This is a genomic window from Streptomyces sp. NBC_00448, assembly GCF_036014115.1.
In the GTDB taxonomy this organism is placed as follows: Bacteria; Actinomycetota; Actinomycetes; order Streptomycetales; family Streptomycetaceae; genus Actinacidiphila.
In genome coordinates this window covers 5658322-5672822 of record NZ_CP107913.1, presented here as the reverse complement: position 1 = coordinate 5672822, position 14501 = coordinate 5658322, and the positions used below count along the sequence as shown (strand labels likewise).

The following is a 14501-nucleotide window of genomic DNA, read 5'->3' as shown; positions in this document are numbered from 1 at the left end:
GCGATCCGGCCGCCACCGTTCCGGCGCCGGCCGCGATACCGCGCCCGGCCCGCGAGCGCTTCCCCGCGCCGCCCGATCCGCCGGCCGCGCCGTCCGCGCCGGGTTCAGCGGACGTACCGGGCTCGCCGGACCCGCTCGATCGCGAACTCCTCGACGGCGAGCCGTTCCACGCGTTCCCCGGCGCCCCCGGCGATGGCCCGTCCGACCCGGCCGACCCGGGCCCATCGTCCCGTCGCCGCCGGCGCCGCTCGGACCACCCGGCCCCCCGCAGCGCCCGCCCGTCCCTGTCCACCCGGCTCGGCCGCCTCGGCCGGCTCTCCACCCGCCTGACCCGCAGAGCCCGCCGCGTCCTGCGGCGCCACCCGCTGCTGCGCCGCCTGCTCCTGCGCCGCGGCCTGCGCTGGAAGATCAGCGCGGCCATCGCCGCGGTCTCCGCCCTGGTCGTCCTCACCCTCAGCCTGGTCGTGCACAACGCCGCCCGGGTCAGCATGATCAACTCCACCCGGGACGTCCAGGACGAACGCGTCCAGTCCGCGCTGCGGATCTACGAGGCCACCGGCCGGCTGGTCTTCTACGCCCGGCTCGACGACCCCGACCTGCCCCCGGCGCTCAAGAGCTACGCCGCCAAGGGCCAGCGCGCCACCTACGTCGCCGCCGGCCGCCACGGCGCACCGACCGTATGGGCCGAGACCCCGGCCGGCGGCCATCACGTGCTGTCGCTCAAGAGCGCCTTCAGCGACCGCTACTCCGTACTGGTCGACCTCGACCAGGCGCTCATCGTCGGCTCCATCACGGTGGTGGTCGGCGGCACCGCGATCGGCGTGCTGATCGGCGGCCGGATGTCGCGCCGGCTGCGCAAGGCCGCCACGGCGGCCCGCAAGGTCGCCGACGGCGACACCCAGGTGCGGGTGCGCGAGGCGATCGGGGGCCGCCGGGTCCGCGACGAGACCGACGAACTGGCCCGCGCGGTCGACGGTATGGCCGACGCGCTCCAACTGCGGCTGGAGGCCGAGCGCCGGGTCACCGCCGACATCGCGCACGAGCTGCGCACCCCCGTCACCGGCCTGCTCACCGCCGCGGAACTGCTCCCGCCCGGCCGCCCGTCGGAGCTCGTCCGGGACCGGGTGCACGCGCTGCGCACCCTCGTGGAGGACGTCCTCGAAGTGGCCCGGCTGGACGGCGCCGCCGAGCACCCCGAACTCCAGGAGATCGCGCTCGGCGAGTTCGTCCGCCGCCGCGTGCCCGTGCTCGCGCCCGACGCCGAGGTGGTGGTCGCCGAGGACGCGGTCGTGCAGACCGACCCGCGCCGCCTGGAGCGGGTGCTCGGCAACCTCCTGACCAACGCGCTGCGGCACGGCGCGCCCCGGATCGAGGTCCTGGTCGACGGTGCGTTCGTCCGCGTCCGCGACCACGGCCCCGGTTTCCCCGCCGACCTGCTGCGCGAGGGACCGAGCCGCTTCCGTACCGGCCGCACCGACCGCGCCGGCGGCGGCCACGGCCTGGGCCTGACCATCGCGGTCGGCCAGACCCGGGTGCTCGGCGCCCGCCTCACCTTCCGCAACGCCCCCGCCTCGGAGGGCGGCGGCGCCATCGCCCAGCTCCTGCTCCCCCGCGCCTGATCCGGGCCGGTCGGCACGGGCGCGGCCAGGAGGCTCGGCCGGGCCCGTCAACTCAGCGGGGCCGGGGGTCCCGGCCCCCGGCCCCATCCGCCCCCGGCCCGGCGCCGTACTCCCAGGCCCGGGCCCGTACTCCCGGCTCCGTGCCCCCGGGCCCGCGCTCTCAGAGCGCGTCGACCGGCACCGGCGCCCCGCCGTCCGCCGGGTCCGCGGCCTTGGGGCCGGACCCGCGCAACGGCGTCTCGATGACGAACAGCGCGGCGATGAAGCCGAGCACACTGACCACCGCGCCCCACAGGAAGACCTGGTGGGTGCCGGAGGACACCGCGTGGAAGTACCCGTCCTTCACCGTGGACGACAGGCGCGCGACCGCCTTGGGGTCGAGCTGGGCGCCGCCGCCGAGCGCGGCCGAGCCCTTGTCGCCCAGGCGCGCGGTCATGACGTCCTGCACCCGGTGCGAGAAGAGCGCGCCGAACAGCGAGACACCGAAGGAGCCCCCGATGGTGCGGAAGAGCGTCGCCGAGGAGGAGCCGACACCCATGTCCCGCATCTCCACGCTGTTCTGCGCCACCAGCAGGGTGATCTGCATGATGCAGCCCATACCGGCGCCGAGCACGGCCATGTAGATGCCGGAGGTGGTGCGGGAGGTGTCGACGCCCATCGTCGACAGCAGGTAGAGCCCGATGGTGATCAGCACACCGCCGACGATCGGGAAGACCTTGTACCGGCCGGTGCTGGAGGTGAGCCGCCCGGCGACCATGGACACCAGCATCATCGCGAGCAGCATCGGCAGCAGGAGCAGGCCGGAGTTGGTGGCGGAGGCACCCTGCACGGTCTGCTGGTAGAGCGGCAGGAAGGTCATCGCGCCGAACATCGTGAAGCCGACGAGGAAGCCGACCACCGAGATCAGCGAGAAGTTGCGGTTGCGGAAGATGCGCAGCGGCAGCACCGGCTCGGCGGCACGGGTCTCGGCGAAGAGGAAGCCGGCCAGCGCGGCCAGGCCGAGCACCAGCAGGCCGAGGATCTGCACGGAGCCCCAGGCGTACTGCGTGCCGCCCCAGGTGGTGAGCAGCACCAGCGAGGTGATCGCGACGGTGAGCAGGCCGGCGCCGAGGTAGTCGATCCGGACCGCGCCGCCGGGCTTCTTCTTCGGCAGGTGCAGCACGATGGTGATCACGGTCAGCGCGACCGCGCCGATCGGCAGGTTGATGTAGAAGCTCCAGCGCCAGCCCCAGTTGTCGGTGATGGAGCCGCCGACCAGCGGGCCGCCGATCATCGCCACGGCCATCACGCCGGCCATCATGCCCTGGTACTTGCCGCGCTCGCGGGGCGGGATCAGGTCGCCCATGATCGCCATCACGCCGACCATCAGGCCGCCGGCGCCCAGCCCCTGGATCGCCCGGAAGGCGATGAGCTGGTCCATCGACTGGGACATCCCGGACAGCGCCGAGCCGACCAGGAACAGCACGATCGAGGTGAGGAAGATCCCCTTGCGGCCGTACATGTCGCCGAGCTTGCCCCAGATCGGGGTGGAGGCGGCGGTAGCCAGGGTGTAGGCGGTGACCACCCACGACAGGTGGTTGAGGCCGCCCAGCTCGCCGACGATGGTGGGCATCGCGGTGCCCACGATCATGTTGTCGAGCATCGCGAGCAGCATGGCGATCAGCAGACCCCCCATCACCACCCGCACGCTGCGCTGGCGCGGTTCGGCGGCAGCGGGCGGTGTGTCACTGCGAGGCGTGTCGGTCTGGGTCATGACCGGCGTCCCTTCCTCCGAGAGGAGGGCGGAGTCGTTCACTGAACTTACTTGCCGCCCGGCTAGTTATCTGGTCCAGCAGCAAGGTAGGGCCCTAACTAGCCGGGCGTCAAGTAAGTGCGTAAGGTCGTGGTGGGGCCGTACCGTGAGTGGGCCCGTCACGCCGTGACCGTCCGAGGTCACGCGTAGTGCAGCAGGAGAGCGACCGCCATGGCTACACCGCACCACGCTCGGCGCAGCGACACGCGCCGCCGCATCCAGGACGTCGCCCTGAAGCTCTTCGCCGAGCAGGGGTACGAGAAGACGTCGCTGCGAGAGATCGCCGAGCGACTGGATGTCACCAAGGCCGCGCTGTACTACCACTTCAAGACGAAGGAAGACATCCTGATCAGCGTCTCGGAGGACCTCGCGGCCCCGATCGACGAGCTGATCGCCTGGGCCCAGGGCCAGCCGCGCACGCTGGACACCAAGCAGGAGCTGCTGCGCCGCTACGGCGACGCGCTGTGGGGCGCCACCGACCTCTTCCGGTTCTTCCAGGAGAACCAGGCCACCGTCCGCGACCTCGCCATCGGCGAGTCCTTCAAGAGCCGGCTCACCGCGCTCAGCGAGCTGCTCAAGGAGCCGGACTCGCCGCTGACCGCGCAGGTGCGCTCGCTGACCGCGCTCTTCGCGATGCACGCGGGGATGTTCGCCATGCAGAGCATCGCGGGCGGCGCCGAGGAGAAGCGCGCGGCCGTCCTCGCGGTCGCCCTCGACCTGGTCGCCCAGGCGGACGCCGACCTCGTCACCGGCTGAGGCCGGACGCCGGGCATACGGGCGCGGGGCCGCAGGGCCCGGGACTTCGGGGCCCCGGGCTCCGGGCCCCGGCACCGCCGCACCAGGGCGGGCCCGGCGGCGAAACACGCGAAGGGGACCCGGGCATCACCGATGCCCGGGTCCCCATTTCGAGGGTCTCGCCCGCCTTACGGGTTGACGCCGTGCGCGCGCAGGAAGTGCAGCGGCTCGACCGAGGAGCCGTAGTACGGAGTGGTCCGGACCTCGAAGTGCAGGTGCGGGCCGGTCGAGTTGCCGGTGGAGCCGGACAGGCCGATCTTCTCCGCGGTGTTCACGTGCTCGCCGACGTGCACGCCTATCTTCGACAGGTGGCCGTACTGCGTGTACAGGTGCGACCCGTGCTTGATCACGATGTTGTTGCCGTAGGCGCCGCCCCAGCCGGCCGTCACCACGGTGCCCTCGTGCGCGGCGCGGACGGTGGTGCCGCTGTTGACGACGAAGTCCTGGCCGGAGTGGGTGTGAATCCAGTGCGGACCCGCCTGCGCGTAGCCCGCGCCCAGCTTGTAGCCGGTGGTCGGGGTGACCCACGACGCCTGGAGCTTCTTGGCCTTCGCGGCGGCCTTCGCCTTCGCGTCCGCCTTCGCCTTGGCGTCGGCCTTCGCCTTGGCCGCGGTCTGGTCCGCGGCGGTCTTCTGGCTGACCGCCTGGGCGTGCACGGCGTCGGAGATGCTGGCGACCGTTTCGGCCGACATGAAGCCCGAGGCGCTCTGGGAGGCCGCGGCGTCCTGGGAGGAGGAGTGCGACGTGGCGGCGAACGCCGCCGTAGAGCCCAGCGCGAGCGCCACCACCAGGCCGCCGCCCACTACGGCGACCCGGCCGCGGGTGACGGTCTTCGGGGAGCGGTTCTGCGTCGTTGAGTTCTTGCGCATGAAGAAATGACCTCACTGGATGGGGGAGCGGCGAATCCGGCAGCGGTCCGTCGCGAATCCTTGGTAACCCGACATTCCGGGCACTGGCAAGGACCTCCCTTACTACGGACATTCGTAGCCGAAAAGATGCTTGATGTCCGAATTGCCCGATGCAGGTTCCTTGTAGGTCCACGCCCCCGCCCCACGCACTATTTCCGTTAGTAAGTGGTCCGCGTCACGTGGGACACCTCACCGGCACTACGGTGGGAACGGCTTTCCGTGGAGCATCGGGCGCGGCTCCGGCGGAGGATTCCGAGCGTTCCCGGACCGGCGGGTCCGGGCCGAGAGGGGGGCGGAAGAACCATGACCGCACAGGACCAGACCCAGGACGCGGCCGGGCCCGCGCTGACCGGCATGGAGCTGGCCGACGCCGTCGAGGCGGTACGGGCCGGGCTGATGGAGGGCGCGGTGCGCGGCGCCGGCGCGAACGTACGGTTCGAGGTCGGCGAGATCCACATGGAGTTCACGGTGGAGCTGCAGCGGACCAGGACCGGCCGCGGCGGCGTCAAGGCGTGGATCGTCGAGGCCGGCGCGGAGGCCTCCCGCACCTCCGGCGCCACCCACACCGTCTCCCTGACCCTGCACCCGAAGTCCGCCACCGGTGACTTCCTCGTGATCGGAGCTCCGCGGGACGGGGACGCGTCGAGCGTGCAGTACGAGGGCTGACCGCCCCGTGCCCGCCCGCCCGGCACCCCGCGTCGCACCGCACGTCGCGCCCCGCCGCCTCGCCGTCCTCCAGTCCGGCCACGTCCAGGGCAGCGGCTACCTGCTGACCCCGACCCTGGTGCTGACCGCCGCCCACGTCGTCGCCGGCGACGCCCCCGTACGGCTCACCACGCCCGGCGGCCCGATCCGCGCCGAGGGCCGGCGCGTGGGCACCTGGTACGACCCGGGGCGCGGCATCGACGTGGCGCTGGTCGCCGGCGAGCAGCGGCTCGCCCCCGACGACGCCTTCCCCGACGCTCCCCCCGGCCACGCCTTCCCCGCCGACCGCTGGGCCGACACCGCGTCCCTCGACCCGGTCGCCGGCTGCGAGGCGATCGGCTTCCCGCACGTGCAGCGCTTCGACGGCGGCCGGCTGGACACCGAGCAGGTCATCGGCACCTACAAGCCCGGCTCGAACCTCTTCAGCGAGTACGGCGTACTCGTCGTGGACGGTGCCCCACCCACGACCGCCGCCGACGGCACCTCGCCGTGGGCGGGCCTGTCCGGTGCCGCGGTCCTCACCGGCGGCGCCCTGCTCGGCGTGGTCGTCGCCCAGCAGAACGGCTGGCAGCAGAGCCGGATCGCCTTCACCCCGCTCGCCCGCCTGCTCGGCGACGAGACCTTCGTCGACGCCCTGGCCGCCCACGGATACCGCGTCCCGCGCCCGGTCAGCCCGCCCCGCCGCCCCCCGGACTTCGAGACCCGCTACGCCGACCACCTCGCCCGGCACCACGGCACCCTGCGGATCTTCGGCATCGACTTCACCGCCCGCTCCCGCGTCACCTGGCCGCTGGACAGCGCGTACTACGGCCTGGAGGTCACCGCCGACCGCGGCACCGGCGCCGACGGCTGGGCGCCCGGCCGGTCCGCGACCGACATCGCGGGCGGCGCCACCGGCGGCGCCGCCGTCCGTACCGGGCCGCTCCCCGCCGAGCGGGCGCTCGCCGGGCAGGACCGGGTGCTGCTGCGCGGGGTGGCCGGCTCCGGCAAGAGCACGCTGGTGCAGTGGCTCGCGGTCGGCGCCGCCCGCCAGGACCTCGGCGAGCACCTGCGCCATCTGCACGGCCTGGTGCCGTACGTCCTCCCGCTGCGGACCATCGCCCGCCAGGAGCGGCTGCCGATGCCCGCGGAATTCCTGACCTCGGTGGGCACCCCGCTCACCGCTCCCCCGGGCTGGACCGAGCAGGTGCTCACCGACCGGCGCGCGCTGGTGCTGGTCGACGGCATGGACGAGGTCGACGAGCGCACCCGGACCCGGGTCGGCGAGTGGCTGCGCCTGCTGCTCGACACCTACCCGGGCAACCGCTGGCTGGTCACCTCCCGCCCCTCCGCCGTCGAGGACTCCTGGCTCGCCGACATGGGCTTCACCGAGCTGACCCTCGCCCCGATGAGCCGCGCCGACATCCGCGCGTTCACCGCCCGCTGGCACGACGCGGCCCGCGCCACGGTGCCCGGCGACCCCGAGGAGCTGGCCCGCCTCGACGCGTACGAGCGCTCCCTGCACGACGCCCTGCACACCAAGCAGGACCTCGCCCGGCTCGCCACCAACCCCCTCATGTGCAGCCTCATCTGCGCCCTGCACCGCGACCGCAACGGCTACCTCCCCACCGGCCGCAAGGAGCTGTACGACGCCGCCCTGTCGATGCTGCTCAACCGCCGCGACCGCGAGCGCGACCTCGAACCCCTGCTCACCGAGGCCCCGCAGATCCAGCTGCTGCAACGGCTGGCGTACTGGCTGGTGAAGAACGGCCAGGCGGAGATGGACCGGGCCGACGCGGTCGAGCTGGTGGCCGCCTCGCTGCCCGCGATGCCCGCGGTCGAGGCCGCGCTCGGCTCCGCCCCCGACGTCTACCGCCACCTGCTCGACCGCAGCGGCCTGATCCGCGAACCGGTCGCCGGCACCACCGTGGACTTCGTCCACCGCACCTTCCAGGACTACCTCGCCGCGAAGGCCGCGATCGAGGAGCGCGACTTCGACCTCATGGTCCGCAACGCCCACCACGACCAGTGGGCCGACGTGATCCGGATGGCCGTCGCCCACGCCCGCCCCGACGAGCGCGCCCGCCTGCTCCGCAAACTCCTCACCCGCGGCGACCGTACGAAGACCCACCGCACCCGCCTCCACCTCCTCGCCCTGGCCTGCCTCGAACACGCGACAGAGCTGGACCCCGCGGTGCGGGCCCAGGTGGAGGAACGGGGCGCGACCCTGATCCCGCCCCGGACGTCCGGGGAGGCGGCGAAGCTGTCCGAGGCGGGCCCACTGGTGCTGGAGCTGCTGCCGGGGCCGGAGGGGCTGGACGACGATCAGGCGGAGGCCGTGGTGGACACCGCGTGGCTGATCGGCGGCGACGCCGCGGTCCCCGTGCTGGCGCGTTTCACGCAGCACGCCAAGGCCGAAATCCGTGGGTCGTTGGGTCAGTTCCCGTTCGGTGCGGACCCGCAGCACTACGCGGTGGAGATCATGGACCGCCTGCCACGGGCCGACACGCAGTACCTCGTCCACTCCGTCGAAGAGCTGCGCACCGTGCTCGCGCTCGGAGGGGTCGAGCGCCTCATCGCCTTCGGACGACTTGACACCGGGTTCGCCGACCTCCTCGGCGCCCGAAGCCTCACCAGCCTTCAATGGCACGCTCCCATCACCGACGAGATGCTGGGGCAACTGCGCGTGCTGTCAAGGCTGGACGACCTGGGACTCAGCAACTGCTCCGACCTCACCACAGTGTCGCTGTTGACGGGCATGCCACTGAGCGAGCTCAGGATGTACGGTCTGCCCGCCGACCTCGACCTCAGCGTGCTCGCCGGTCTCCCGCGGCTCACGTCCCTCGCGATCAACAGCGACGACTCCACCTGGCCGGGCATGGTCGCGCTCCCCGACGGACTGCCTCTCACCCACCTCTACACGGGATACGGGACCCGAGGGCTCGAAGGCGTCGAACGGCTGACCTCGCTTGTGCACCTCGGCTGCCACTCGCCGCTGCCCGACCGGTTCGCCCCCGCCGACTGGGACCGGCTCGCATCGCTGCCCGAGTTGACCTCCCTGTCCGTCAGCGGCGGCATCGCCGAGCTGCTCGAAGAGAGCTTCCCAGCGCTGCCGGACATCCGCGTGCTGTCTGTGACGGCGGTGCGGGACGGGCTGCCCGCCCAGGTACCACGGCACTTCCCCGGCCTGGAGGAACTGGCGATCCGTTCGCAGCCGGGTTCCGGCACCGCGACCCGGCTGCGCATCGACCTCGCCCCGTTCGCGGCACTGCCCCGGCTTCGCCAGATCACGCTCCACGGCGCGGACCCGGATTCGATGCGCAACGCCGACGCCCTCCCCGCGCACGTCACCGTCACGTTCTGACCAGGCCCCCGCGCCGAACCCAAAAGGCCCGGCCCCGGCTCCCCTCGCGGGGTGCCGGGGCCGGGCCCTGGTAGGCGCACACGCTTGCTCGGCTCACGCCGAGCGCGGCGTCACTCCTTGGAGAGGTTCGGCGCGCCGCCGGCCGTCTCCACAGGCGGGGCGTCGGCCACGGTGACCTTCTCCTCGCCGCGGAAGGTGAAGGTCGCACTCTCGCCTTCGCCCTCGACGTCCACGACCACGATGTGGCCGGGGCGCAGCTCGCCGAAGAGGATCTTCTCGGAGAGCGTGTCCTCGATCTCGCGCTGGATCGTCCGGCGCAGCGGCCGGGCGCCCATCACCGGGTCGTAGCCGTGCTTGGAGAGGAGTTCCTTCGCCTCCATGCTCAGCTCGATGCCCATGTCGCGGTCGCGCAGCCGTTCGTCCACCGCACCGATCATCAGGTCGACGATCTGGAGGATGTCCTCCTGGCTGAGCTGCGGGAAGACGATGACGTCGTCCACACGGTTGAGGAACTCGGGGCGGAAGTGCTGCTTCAGCTCGTCGCTGACCTTGTTCTTCATCCGCTCGTACCCGGACTTGGTGTCGCCCTGGGCGGCGAAGCCCAGGTTGAAGCCCTTGGAGATGTCCCGGGTGCCGAGGTTCGTGGTCATGATGATGACGGTGTTCTTGAAGTCCACCACCCGGCCCTGGGAGTCGGTCAGCCGACCGTCCTCCAGGATCTGCAACAGGCTGTTGAAGATGTCGGGGTGGGCCTTCTCGACCTCGTCGAAGAGCACGACCGAGAACGGCTTGCGGCGCACCTTCTCGGTGAGCTGGCCGCCCTCTTCGTATCCCACGTATCCGGGCGGGGAGCCGAAGAGCCGCGAGACGGTGTGCTTCTCGCTGAACTCGGACATGTCGAGCGAGATCAGCGCGTCCTCGTCGCCGAAGAGGAACTCCGCGAGCGCCTTGGACAGCTCGGTCTTACCGACGCCGGACGGGCCGGCGAAGATGAACGAGCCGCCGGGACGCTTGGGGTCCTTCAGGCCGGCACGGGTGCGGCGGATCGCCTTGGAGAGCGCCTTGACCGCGTCGACCTGCCCGATGATGCGCTTGTGGAGCTCGTCCTCCATGTGGAGCAGCCGGGTGGACTCCTCCTCGGTCAGCTTGAAGACCGGGATGCCGGTGGCGGTCGCGAGGACCTCGGCGATCAGCTCGCCGTCGACCTCGGCGACGACGTCCATGTCGCCGGCCTTCCACTCCTTCTCGCGCTTGGACTTCGCGGCGAGGAGCTGCTTCTCGTTGTCCCGCAGGGAGGCGGCCTTCTCGAAGTCCTGCGAGTCGATCGCGGACTCCTTCTCCCGGCGCACCTCGGCGATCTTCTCGTCGAACTCGCGCAGGTCCGGCGGCGCGGTCATCCGGCGGATGCGCATCCGCGAGCCCGCCTCGTCGATCAGGTCGATCGCCTTGTCCGGCAGGAACCGGTCCGAGATGTAGCGGTCGGCGAGCGTGGCCGCCTGCACCAGGGCCTCGTCGGTGATGGAGACGCGGTGGTGTGCTTCGTACCGGTCCCGCAGGCCCTTGAGGATCTCGATGGTGTGCGGCAGCGACGGCTCCGCGACCTGGATCGGCTGGAAGCGGCGCTCGAGCGCGGCGTCCTTCTCCAGGTACTTGCGGTACTCGTCGAGCGTGGTGGCACCGATGGTCTGCAGCTCGCCGCGGGCCAGCATCGGCTTCAGGATCGAGGCCGCGTCGATCGCGCCCTCGGCCGCGCCGGCGCCCACCAGGGTGTGCAGCTCGTCGATGAACAGGATGATGTCGCCGCGGGTGCGGATCTCCTTGAGCACCTTCTTCAGGCGCTCCTCGAAGTCACCGCGGTACCGCGAGCCGGCCACCAGGGCACCGAGGTCAAGCGTGTAGAGCTGCTTGTCCTTCAGCGTCTCGGGCACCTCGCCCTTGACGATCGCCTGGGCCAGACCCTCCACGACGGCGGTCTTGCCGACGCCGGGCTCGCCGATGAGCACCGGGTTGTTCTTCGTCCGGCGGGACAGCACCTGCATGACCCGCTCGATCTCCTTCTCGCGCCCGATCACCGGGTCGAGCTTGGACTCACGAGCGGCCTGGGTGAGGTTGCGGCCGAACTGGTCCAGGACGAGCGAGGTCGAGGGGGTGCCCTCGGCCGGCCCGCCGGCCGTGGCCGACTCCTTCCCGCCGGAGTAACCGGACAGCAGCTGGATGACCTGCTGCCTGACCCGGTTCAGATCGGCGCCCAGCTTCACCAGGACCTGGGCGGCGACGCCCTCGCCCTCGCGGATCAGGCCGAGCAGGATGTGCTCGGTGCCGATGTAGTTGTGGCCGAGCTGAAGGGCTTCGCGGAGCGACAGCTCCAGCACCTTCTTGGCACGGGGAGTGAAGGGGATGTGGCCGGACGGGGCCTGCTGCCCCTGCCCGATGATCTCCTCCACCTGCTGGCGGACCGCCTCAAGAGAAATCCCGAGGCTCTCCAGGGCCTTAGCGGCGACACCCTCACCCTCATGGATCAGGCCCAGGAGGATGTGCTCGGTGCCGATGTAGTTGTGGTTGAGCATCCGGGCTTCTTCCTGAGCCAGGACGACAACCCGCCGCGCGCGGTCGGTGAACCTCTCGAACATCGTTAATCGCTCCTCAGAGCGGTCGGGCAGTGAGGGGTCGGTCCCCTCCCTGTCCTTCCGCATGCTAGTCCCGCACAGCGGCGCCGCTCACGAATCACCCCCGCTCTCGCGAGGAAAGCCGCGCAACCGGCTGACGTCACTCCCACAACCTCGATGGTGCGAGACGATGTTCCCGCAGGCCAGGCGAATGCCCCCTTAATCAGTACGCCCGTGGCGAACGCCCGCCCCGCCTGCCCGAACACCAGCCCGTCCCACTAGGTACTTCTTACCCTCGGTGGCCGACAATCCACACCGCGAGGGCACTCGGCTCTGCGCTACGGGCGAACAACCCCGCGCCGCTTTCCGGCCATCTGCGACCACCCTGCCATCTCCCTCGCCGTCACCCACGGCCGGAAGCTCCGCCGCCACCCGCATCACCAGGTGTGTTCGAATCCGGACGGTACGTAACCAGCGCGCTGGAGTGGCAGTTGACACGGCATGGGCTGGTACGAGCACGAGCTGGGGTGGCCGCTGGCCGGGGGCCCGCCCCCGGCGCTGGTCACGGGGGTGCGGTTCGACGCGCTCGACGTGCCGGCGGAGGCGGGCTTCGCGATGCTGAGCCGGTTCTCCCGCCCGGGTCTGCTCGGGCCGGTCGCGCTGGACGGCCACCGGGTGCGGCTGCTGGTCGCCGCCGGAACGGCCGAGGAGCTGCCCGGGCTGCTGGAGTGGCTTGAGTGGGGGGGCATCGAGCTGGACCTCGCGGCCCTGGGCGCCGGGCAGAGCCTGCGGGCCCCCGCGCACCCCGAGTGGGGCCGCAGGGAGGCCGCGTACGACCGATCCGCACCGGTGTGGCTGCGGCCTCCTCGGCCTGGGTTCGACGTGGAGTCGACCGTGCCCGCGCTGCGTGTCGCTCCCGAGGCCGACGAAACGGGGGTTCCCGTCGGGCTCGGCACACTGGTGGCCGCATTGGCGACCGCCTGCCACCGCGTCACGCTGCGGGCCCGCTGCCCCGATCAGCCGTGGGCCTTCTCGTACGCCTCACGGATGGTCGCGGGGACGCGGCCGCGGTCGTTGACCTCGTAGCCCTTCTCCTTGGCCCACGCGCGGATCTTCGCGGTGTCCTGACCCGAGCTGCTGCCACCGCGCACGGCCTTGGTGCGCCCGCGCCCGGCGCGACCGCCGGTGCGGCGACCACTGTCCGTGTACGGGTTGAGCAGCCCGCGCAGCTTGTCGGCATTCTCCGTAGTGAGGTCGATCTCGTACGTCACGCCGTCGAGCGCGAACGTCACGGTCTCGTCGGCCTCGCCACCGTCGAGGTCGTCCACAAGAAGGACCTGAACCTTCTGTGCCACCGGCTTCCCTTTCATCGAAAACGGATTAACGGTAAAAGCAAAGCGCCTTTCACCGAAAAACACAAACCCCTTGCGCGAAGTGGCTCCCCCGTGCGCCAGCGCGATCCGGACATACCGGTCTCAGAGTTGCAGCAGCATCCGGCTGTTACCCAAGGTGTTGGGTTTCACTCGCTCCAGGTCGAGGAACTCGGCGACACCCTCGTCATTGGAACGCAGCAGCTCGCCGAAGACATCGCCGTCCACCGGGGTCTCACCGATCTCCACGAAGCCGTGCCGGGCGAAGAAGTCGACTTCGAAGGTGAGGCAGAAAATACGTCTGACGCCGAGCCAGCCGGCAGTGTGCAGCAACTTCGCCAGCAACTGGTGCCCGACACCGGCCCCGCGCAGCGAGCGGTGCACGGCGAGCGTCCTGACCTCGGCCAGGTCCTCCCACATCACGTGCAGCGCGCCGCAGGCGACCACATCCGCGTCCTCGTCGCGTTCGGCGACCCAGAACTCCTGGATGTCCTCATAAAGGGTCACCGTGGCCTTGTCCAGCAGGATGCCGTCCCTGGCATAGGAGTCCAGCAGCCGCCGCAGAGCGGGGACATCGCCGGTTCGGGCCCGGCGGATGGTCACGTCATTCGACATCAGGGGCATGGGCGGACGCTATCGCCCTTCGGGTTCCTCCGGTCCGCCAGGGTCCACGGACTGGATGATGCGCAATGCGTCCCGCACGGCTTCGCGCTGTTCCGGCGACATCATGCCGAAGAAGTGCACGAGGGCCTCGGCGGGGTTGTCGCTCGCCGCCCAGGCTTCGTTCATCAGTGCGGCCGAGTACGCCGCGCGCGTCGATACCGCCTCATAGCGATATGCGCGGCCTTCCGCCTCACGGCGCAGCCACCCCTTCTGCCGGAGGTTGTCCATTACGGTCATCACCGTTGTGTAGGCGATGGAACGGTCCCGTGAGAGGTCTTCGAGTACCTCACGAACCGTGACCGCGCGGTTCCACTCCCACACCCGGGTCATCACGGCGTCTTCGAGTTCTCCGAGTGGTCGGGGCACACCGGAAATACTACGGGCGGAACGCGACGAATGTCGTAATTACCGCTCTTCGCGACTTTCGGGGCAGTGGCGAGGCGGTCGAGCGGCGGGCCGGTGCGCCGGGCGGCGGCGCACCTGGGCCGGTCAGCGCTCTTCGGGGGTGGCGACCCGGGCGGCCCGGGCGGCCTCGGCCGCGGCGAGCGCGGCGTCCACGGCCGCGTCCTCCTTGGCCTTGTTGGCGCCGCCCTGGTTCTTGACGATGGTGACGATCAGGGCGGTGAAAAGCACCGCCATCACCAGCGGCGGCACGATGGCCGAGATGTAGTCCATGCCGCCCAGCGTAGCCACCCCCGTT

General features: G+C 71.2%; 12 protein-coding genes. 5 read left to right on the top strand and 7 right to left on the bottom strand.

Translation table 11 applies throughout. The annotated features are described in order from the left end of the window. Positions 1-368 precede the first annotated feature (368 nt). Positions 369-1619, top strand: coding sequence for a sensor histidine kinase (locus OG370_RS24245; RefSeq protein WP_328474364.1), 1251 nt, complete (start codon positions 369-371; stop codon positions 1617-1619). A 160-nt stretch (positions 1620-1779) separates the two neighbouring features. On the opposite strand, the gene OG370_RS24240 is transcribed toward OG370_RS24245, so the two are convergent. Then, positions 1780-3372 carry an MDR family MFS transporter gene (locus OG370_RS24240; RefSeq protein ID WP_328467662.1) on the bottom strand — a complete coding sequence of 531 codons (1593 nt, stop codon included), beginning with the start codon at positions 3370-3372 and terminating at the stop codon, positions 1780-1782. A gap of 210 nt (positions 3373-3582) precedes the next feature. Here OG370_RS24240 and OG370_RS24235 point away from each other — a divergent pair, with 210 nt between their 5' ends. Further along, a complete protein-coding gene (locus OG370_RS24235) occupies positions 3583-4167 on the top strand; it encodes a TetR/AcrR family transcriptional regulator (protein ID WP_328467660.1) in 585 nt (194 codons plus the stop codon). Between the two features lie 167 nt (positions 4168-4334). Here the strand turns inward: OG370_RS24235 and OG370_RS24230 are convergent, their stop codons facing one another. Beyond that, entirely contained in the window at positions 4335-5075 is a 741-nt protein-coding gene (locus OG370_RS24230) for a M23 family metallopeptidase (protein ID WP_328467658.1), read from the bottom strand. Positions 5076-5417: 342 nt separating this feature from the next. On the opposite strand from OG370_RS24230, the gene OG370_RS24225 reads away from it, so the two are divergent. Next, on the top strand, positions 5418-5780 hold the full coding sequence (locus OG370_RS24225) for a trypco2 family protein (RefSeq protein WP_328467657.1): 363 nt from the start codon (positions 5418-5420) through the stop codon (positions 5778-5780). Positions 5781-5787: 7 nt separating this feature from the next. Beyond that, positions 5788-9162 carry an NACHT domain-containing protein gene (locus OG370_RS24220; protein WP_328467656.1) on the top strand — a complete coding sequence of 1125 codons (3375 nt, stop codon included), beginning with the start codon at positions 5788-5790 and terminating at the stop codon, positions 9160-9162. 110 nt (positions 9163-9272) lie between these two features. Here OG370_RS24220 and OG370_RS24215 read toward each other — a convergent pair whose 3' ends face one another. Then, positions 9273-11792 carry an ATP-dependent Clp protease ATP-binding subunit gene (locus tag OG370_RS24215; protein ID WP_328467655.1) on the bottom strand — a complete coding sequence of 840 codons (2520 nt, stop codon included), beginning with the start codon at positions 11790-11792 and terminating at the stop codon, positions 9273-9275. A 477-nt stretch (positions 11793-12269) separates the two neighbouring features. Here OG370_RS24215 and OG370_RS24210 point away from each other — a divergent pair, with 477 nt between their 5' ends. Next, on the top strand, positions 12270-12854 hold the full coding sequence (locus tag OG370_RS24210) for an SCO3374 family protein (RefSeq protein WP_328467653.1): 585 nt from the start codon (positions 12270-12272) through the stop codon (positions 12852-12854). Here the strand turns inward: OG370_RS24210 and OG370_RS24205 are convergent. The 4 genes from OG370_RS24205 to OG370_RS24190 all read right to left on the bottom strand — a co-directional run bounded on the left by OG370_RS24205 (position 12785) and on the right by OG370_RS24190 (position 14476). Then, entirely contained in the window at positions 12785-13123 is a 339-nt protein-coding gene (locus tag OG370_RS24205) for a histone-like nucleoid-structuring protein Lsr2 (RefSeq protein WP_328467651.1), read from the bottom strand. The genes OG370_RS24210 and OG370_RS24205 overlap by 70 nt on opposite strands. Positions 13124-13243: 120 nt before the next feature. Further along, complete coding sequence (locus OG370_RS24200; protein WP_328467649.1) at positions 13244-13762, bottom strand: amino-acid N-acetyltransferase; 519 nt, start codon at positions 13760-13762, stop codon at positions 13244-13246. A gap of 9 nt (positions 13763-13771) precedes the next feature. After that, the gene (locus tag OG370_RS24195; RefSeq protein WP_328467647.1) at positions 13772-14167 is read right to left on the bottom strand and encodes a BlaI/MecI/CopY family transcriptional regulator; all 396 of its coding nucleotides are present in this window, start codon (positions 14165-14167) and stop codon (positions 13772-13774) included. 123 nt (positions 14168-14290) lie between these two features. Further along, positions 14291-14476 carry a hypothetical protein gene (locus OG370_RS24190; protein WP_328467645.1) on the bottom strand — a complete coding sequence of 62 codons (186 nt, stop codon included), beginning with the start codon at positions 14474-14476 and terminating at the stop codon, positions 14291-14293. Positions 14477-14501 lie beyond the last annotated feature (25 nt).

Coding starts and splice junctions, on each gene's coding strand:
- OG370_RS24210 (WP_328467653.1), top strand. CDS start 12,270: ATGGGCTGGTACGAGCACGAGCTGGGGTGGCCGCTGGCCGGGGGCCCG.
- OG370_RS24225 (WP_328467657.1), top strand. CDS start 5,418: ATGACCGCACAGGACCAGACCCAGGACGCGGCCGGGCCCGCGCTGACC.
- OG370_RS24200 (WP_328467649.1), bottom strand. CDS start 13,762: ATGCCCCTGATGTCGAATGACGTGACCATCCGCCGGGCCCGAACCGGC.
- OG370_RS24215 (WP_328467655.1), bottom strand. CDS start 11,792: ATGTTCGAGAGGTTCACCGACCGCGCGCGGCGGGTTGTCGTCCTGGCT.
- OG370_RS24235 (WP_328467660.1), top strand. CDS start 3,583: ATGGCTACACCGCACCACGCTCGGCGCAGCGACACGCGCCGCCGCATC.
- OG370_RS24230 (WP_328467658.1), bottom strand. CDS start 5,075: ATGCGCAAGAACTCAACGACGCAGAACCGCTCCCCGAAGACCGTCACC.
- OG370_RS24190 (WP_328467645.1), bottom strand. CDS start 14,476: ATGGACTACATCTCGGCCATCGTGCCGCCGCTGGTGATGGCGGTGCTT.
- OG370_RS24240 (WP_328467662.1), bottom strand. CDS start 3,372: ATGACCCAGACCGACACGCCTCGCAGTGACACACCGCCCGCTGCCGCC.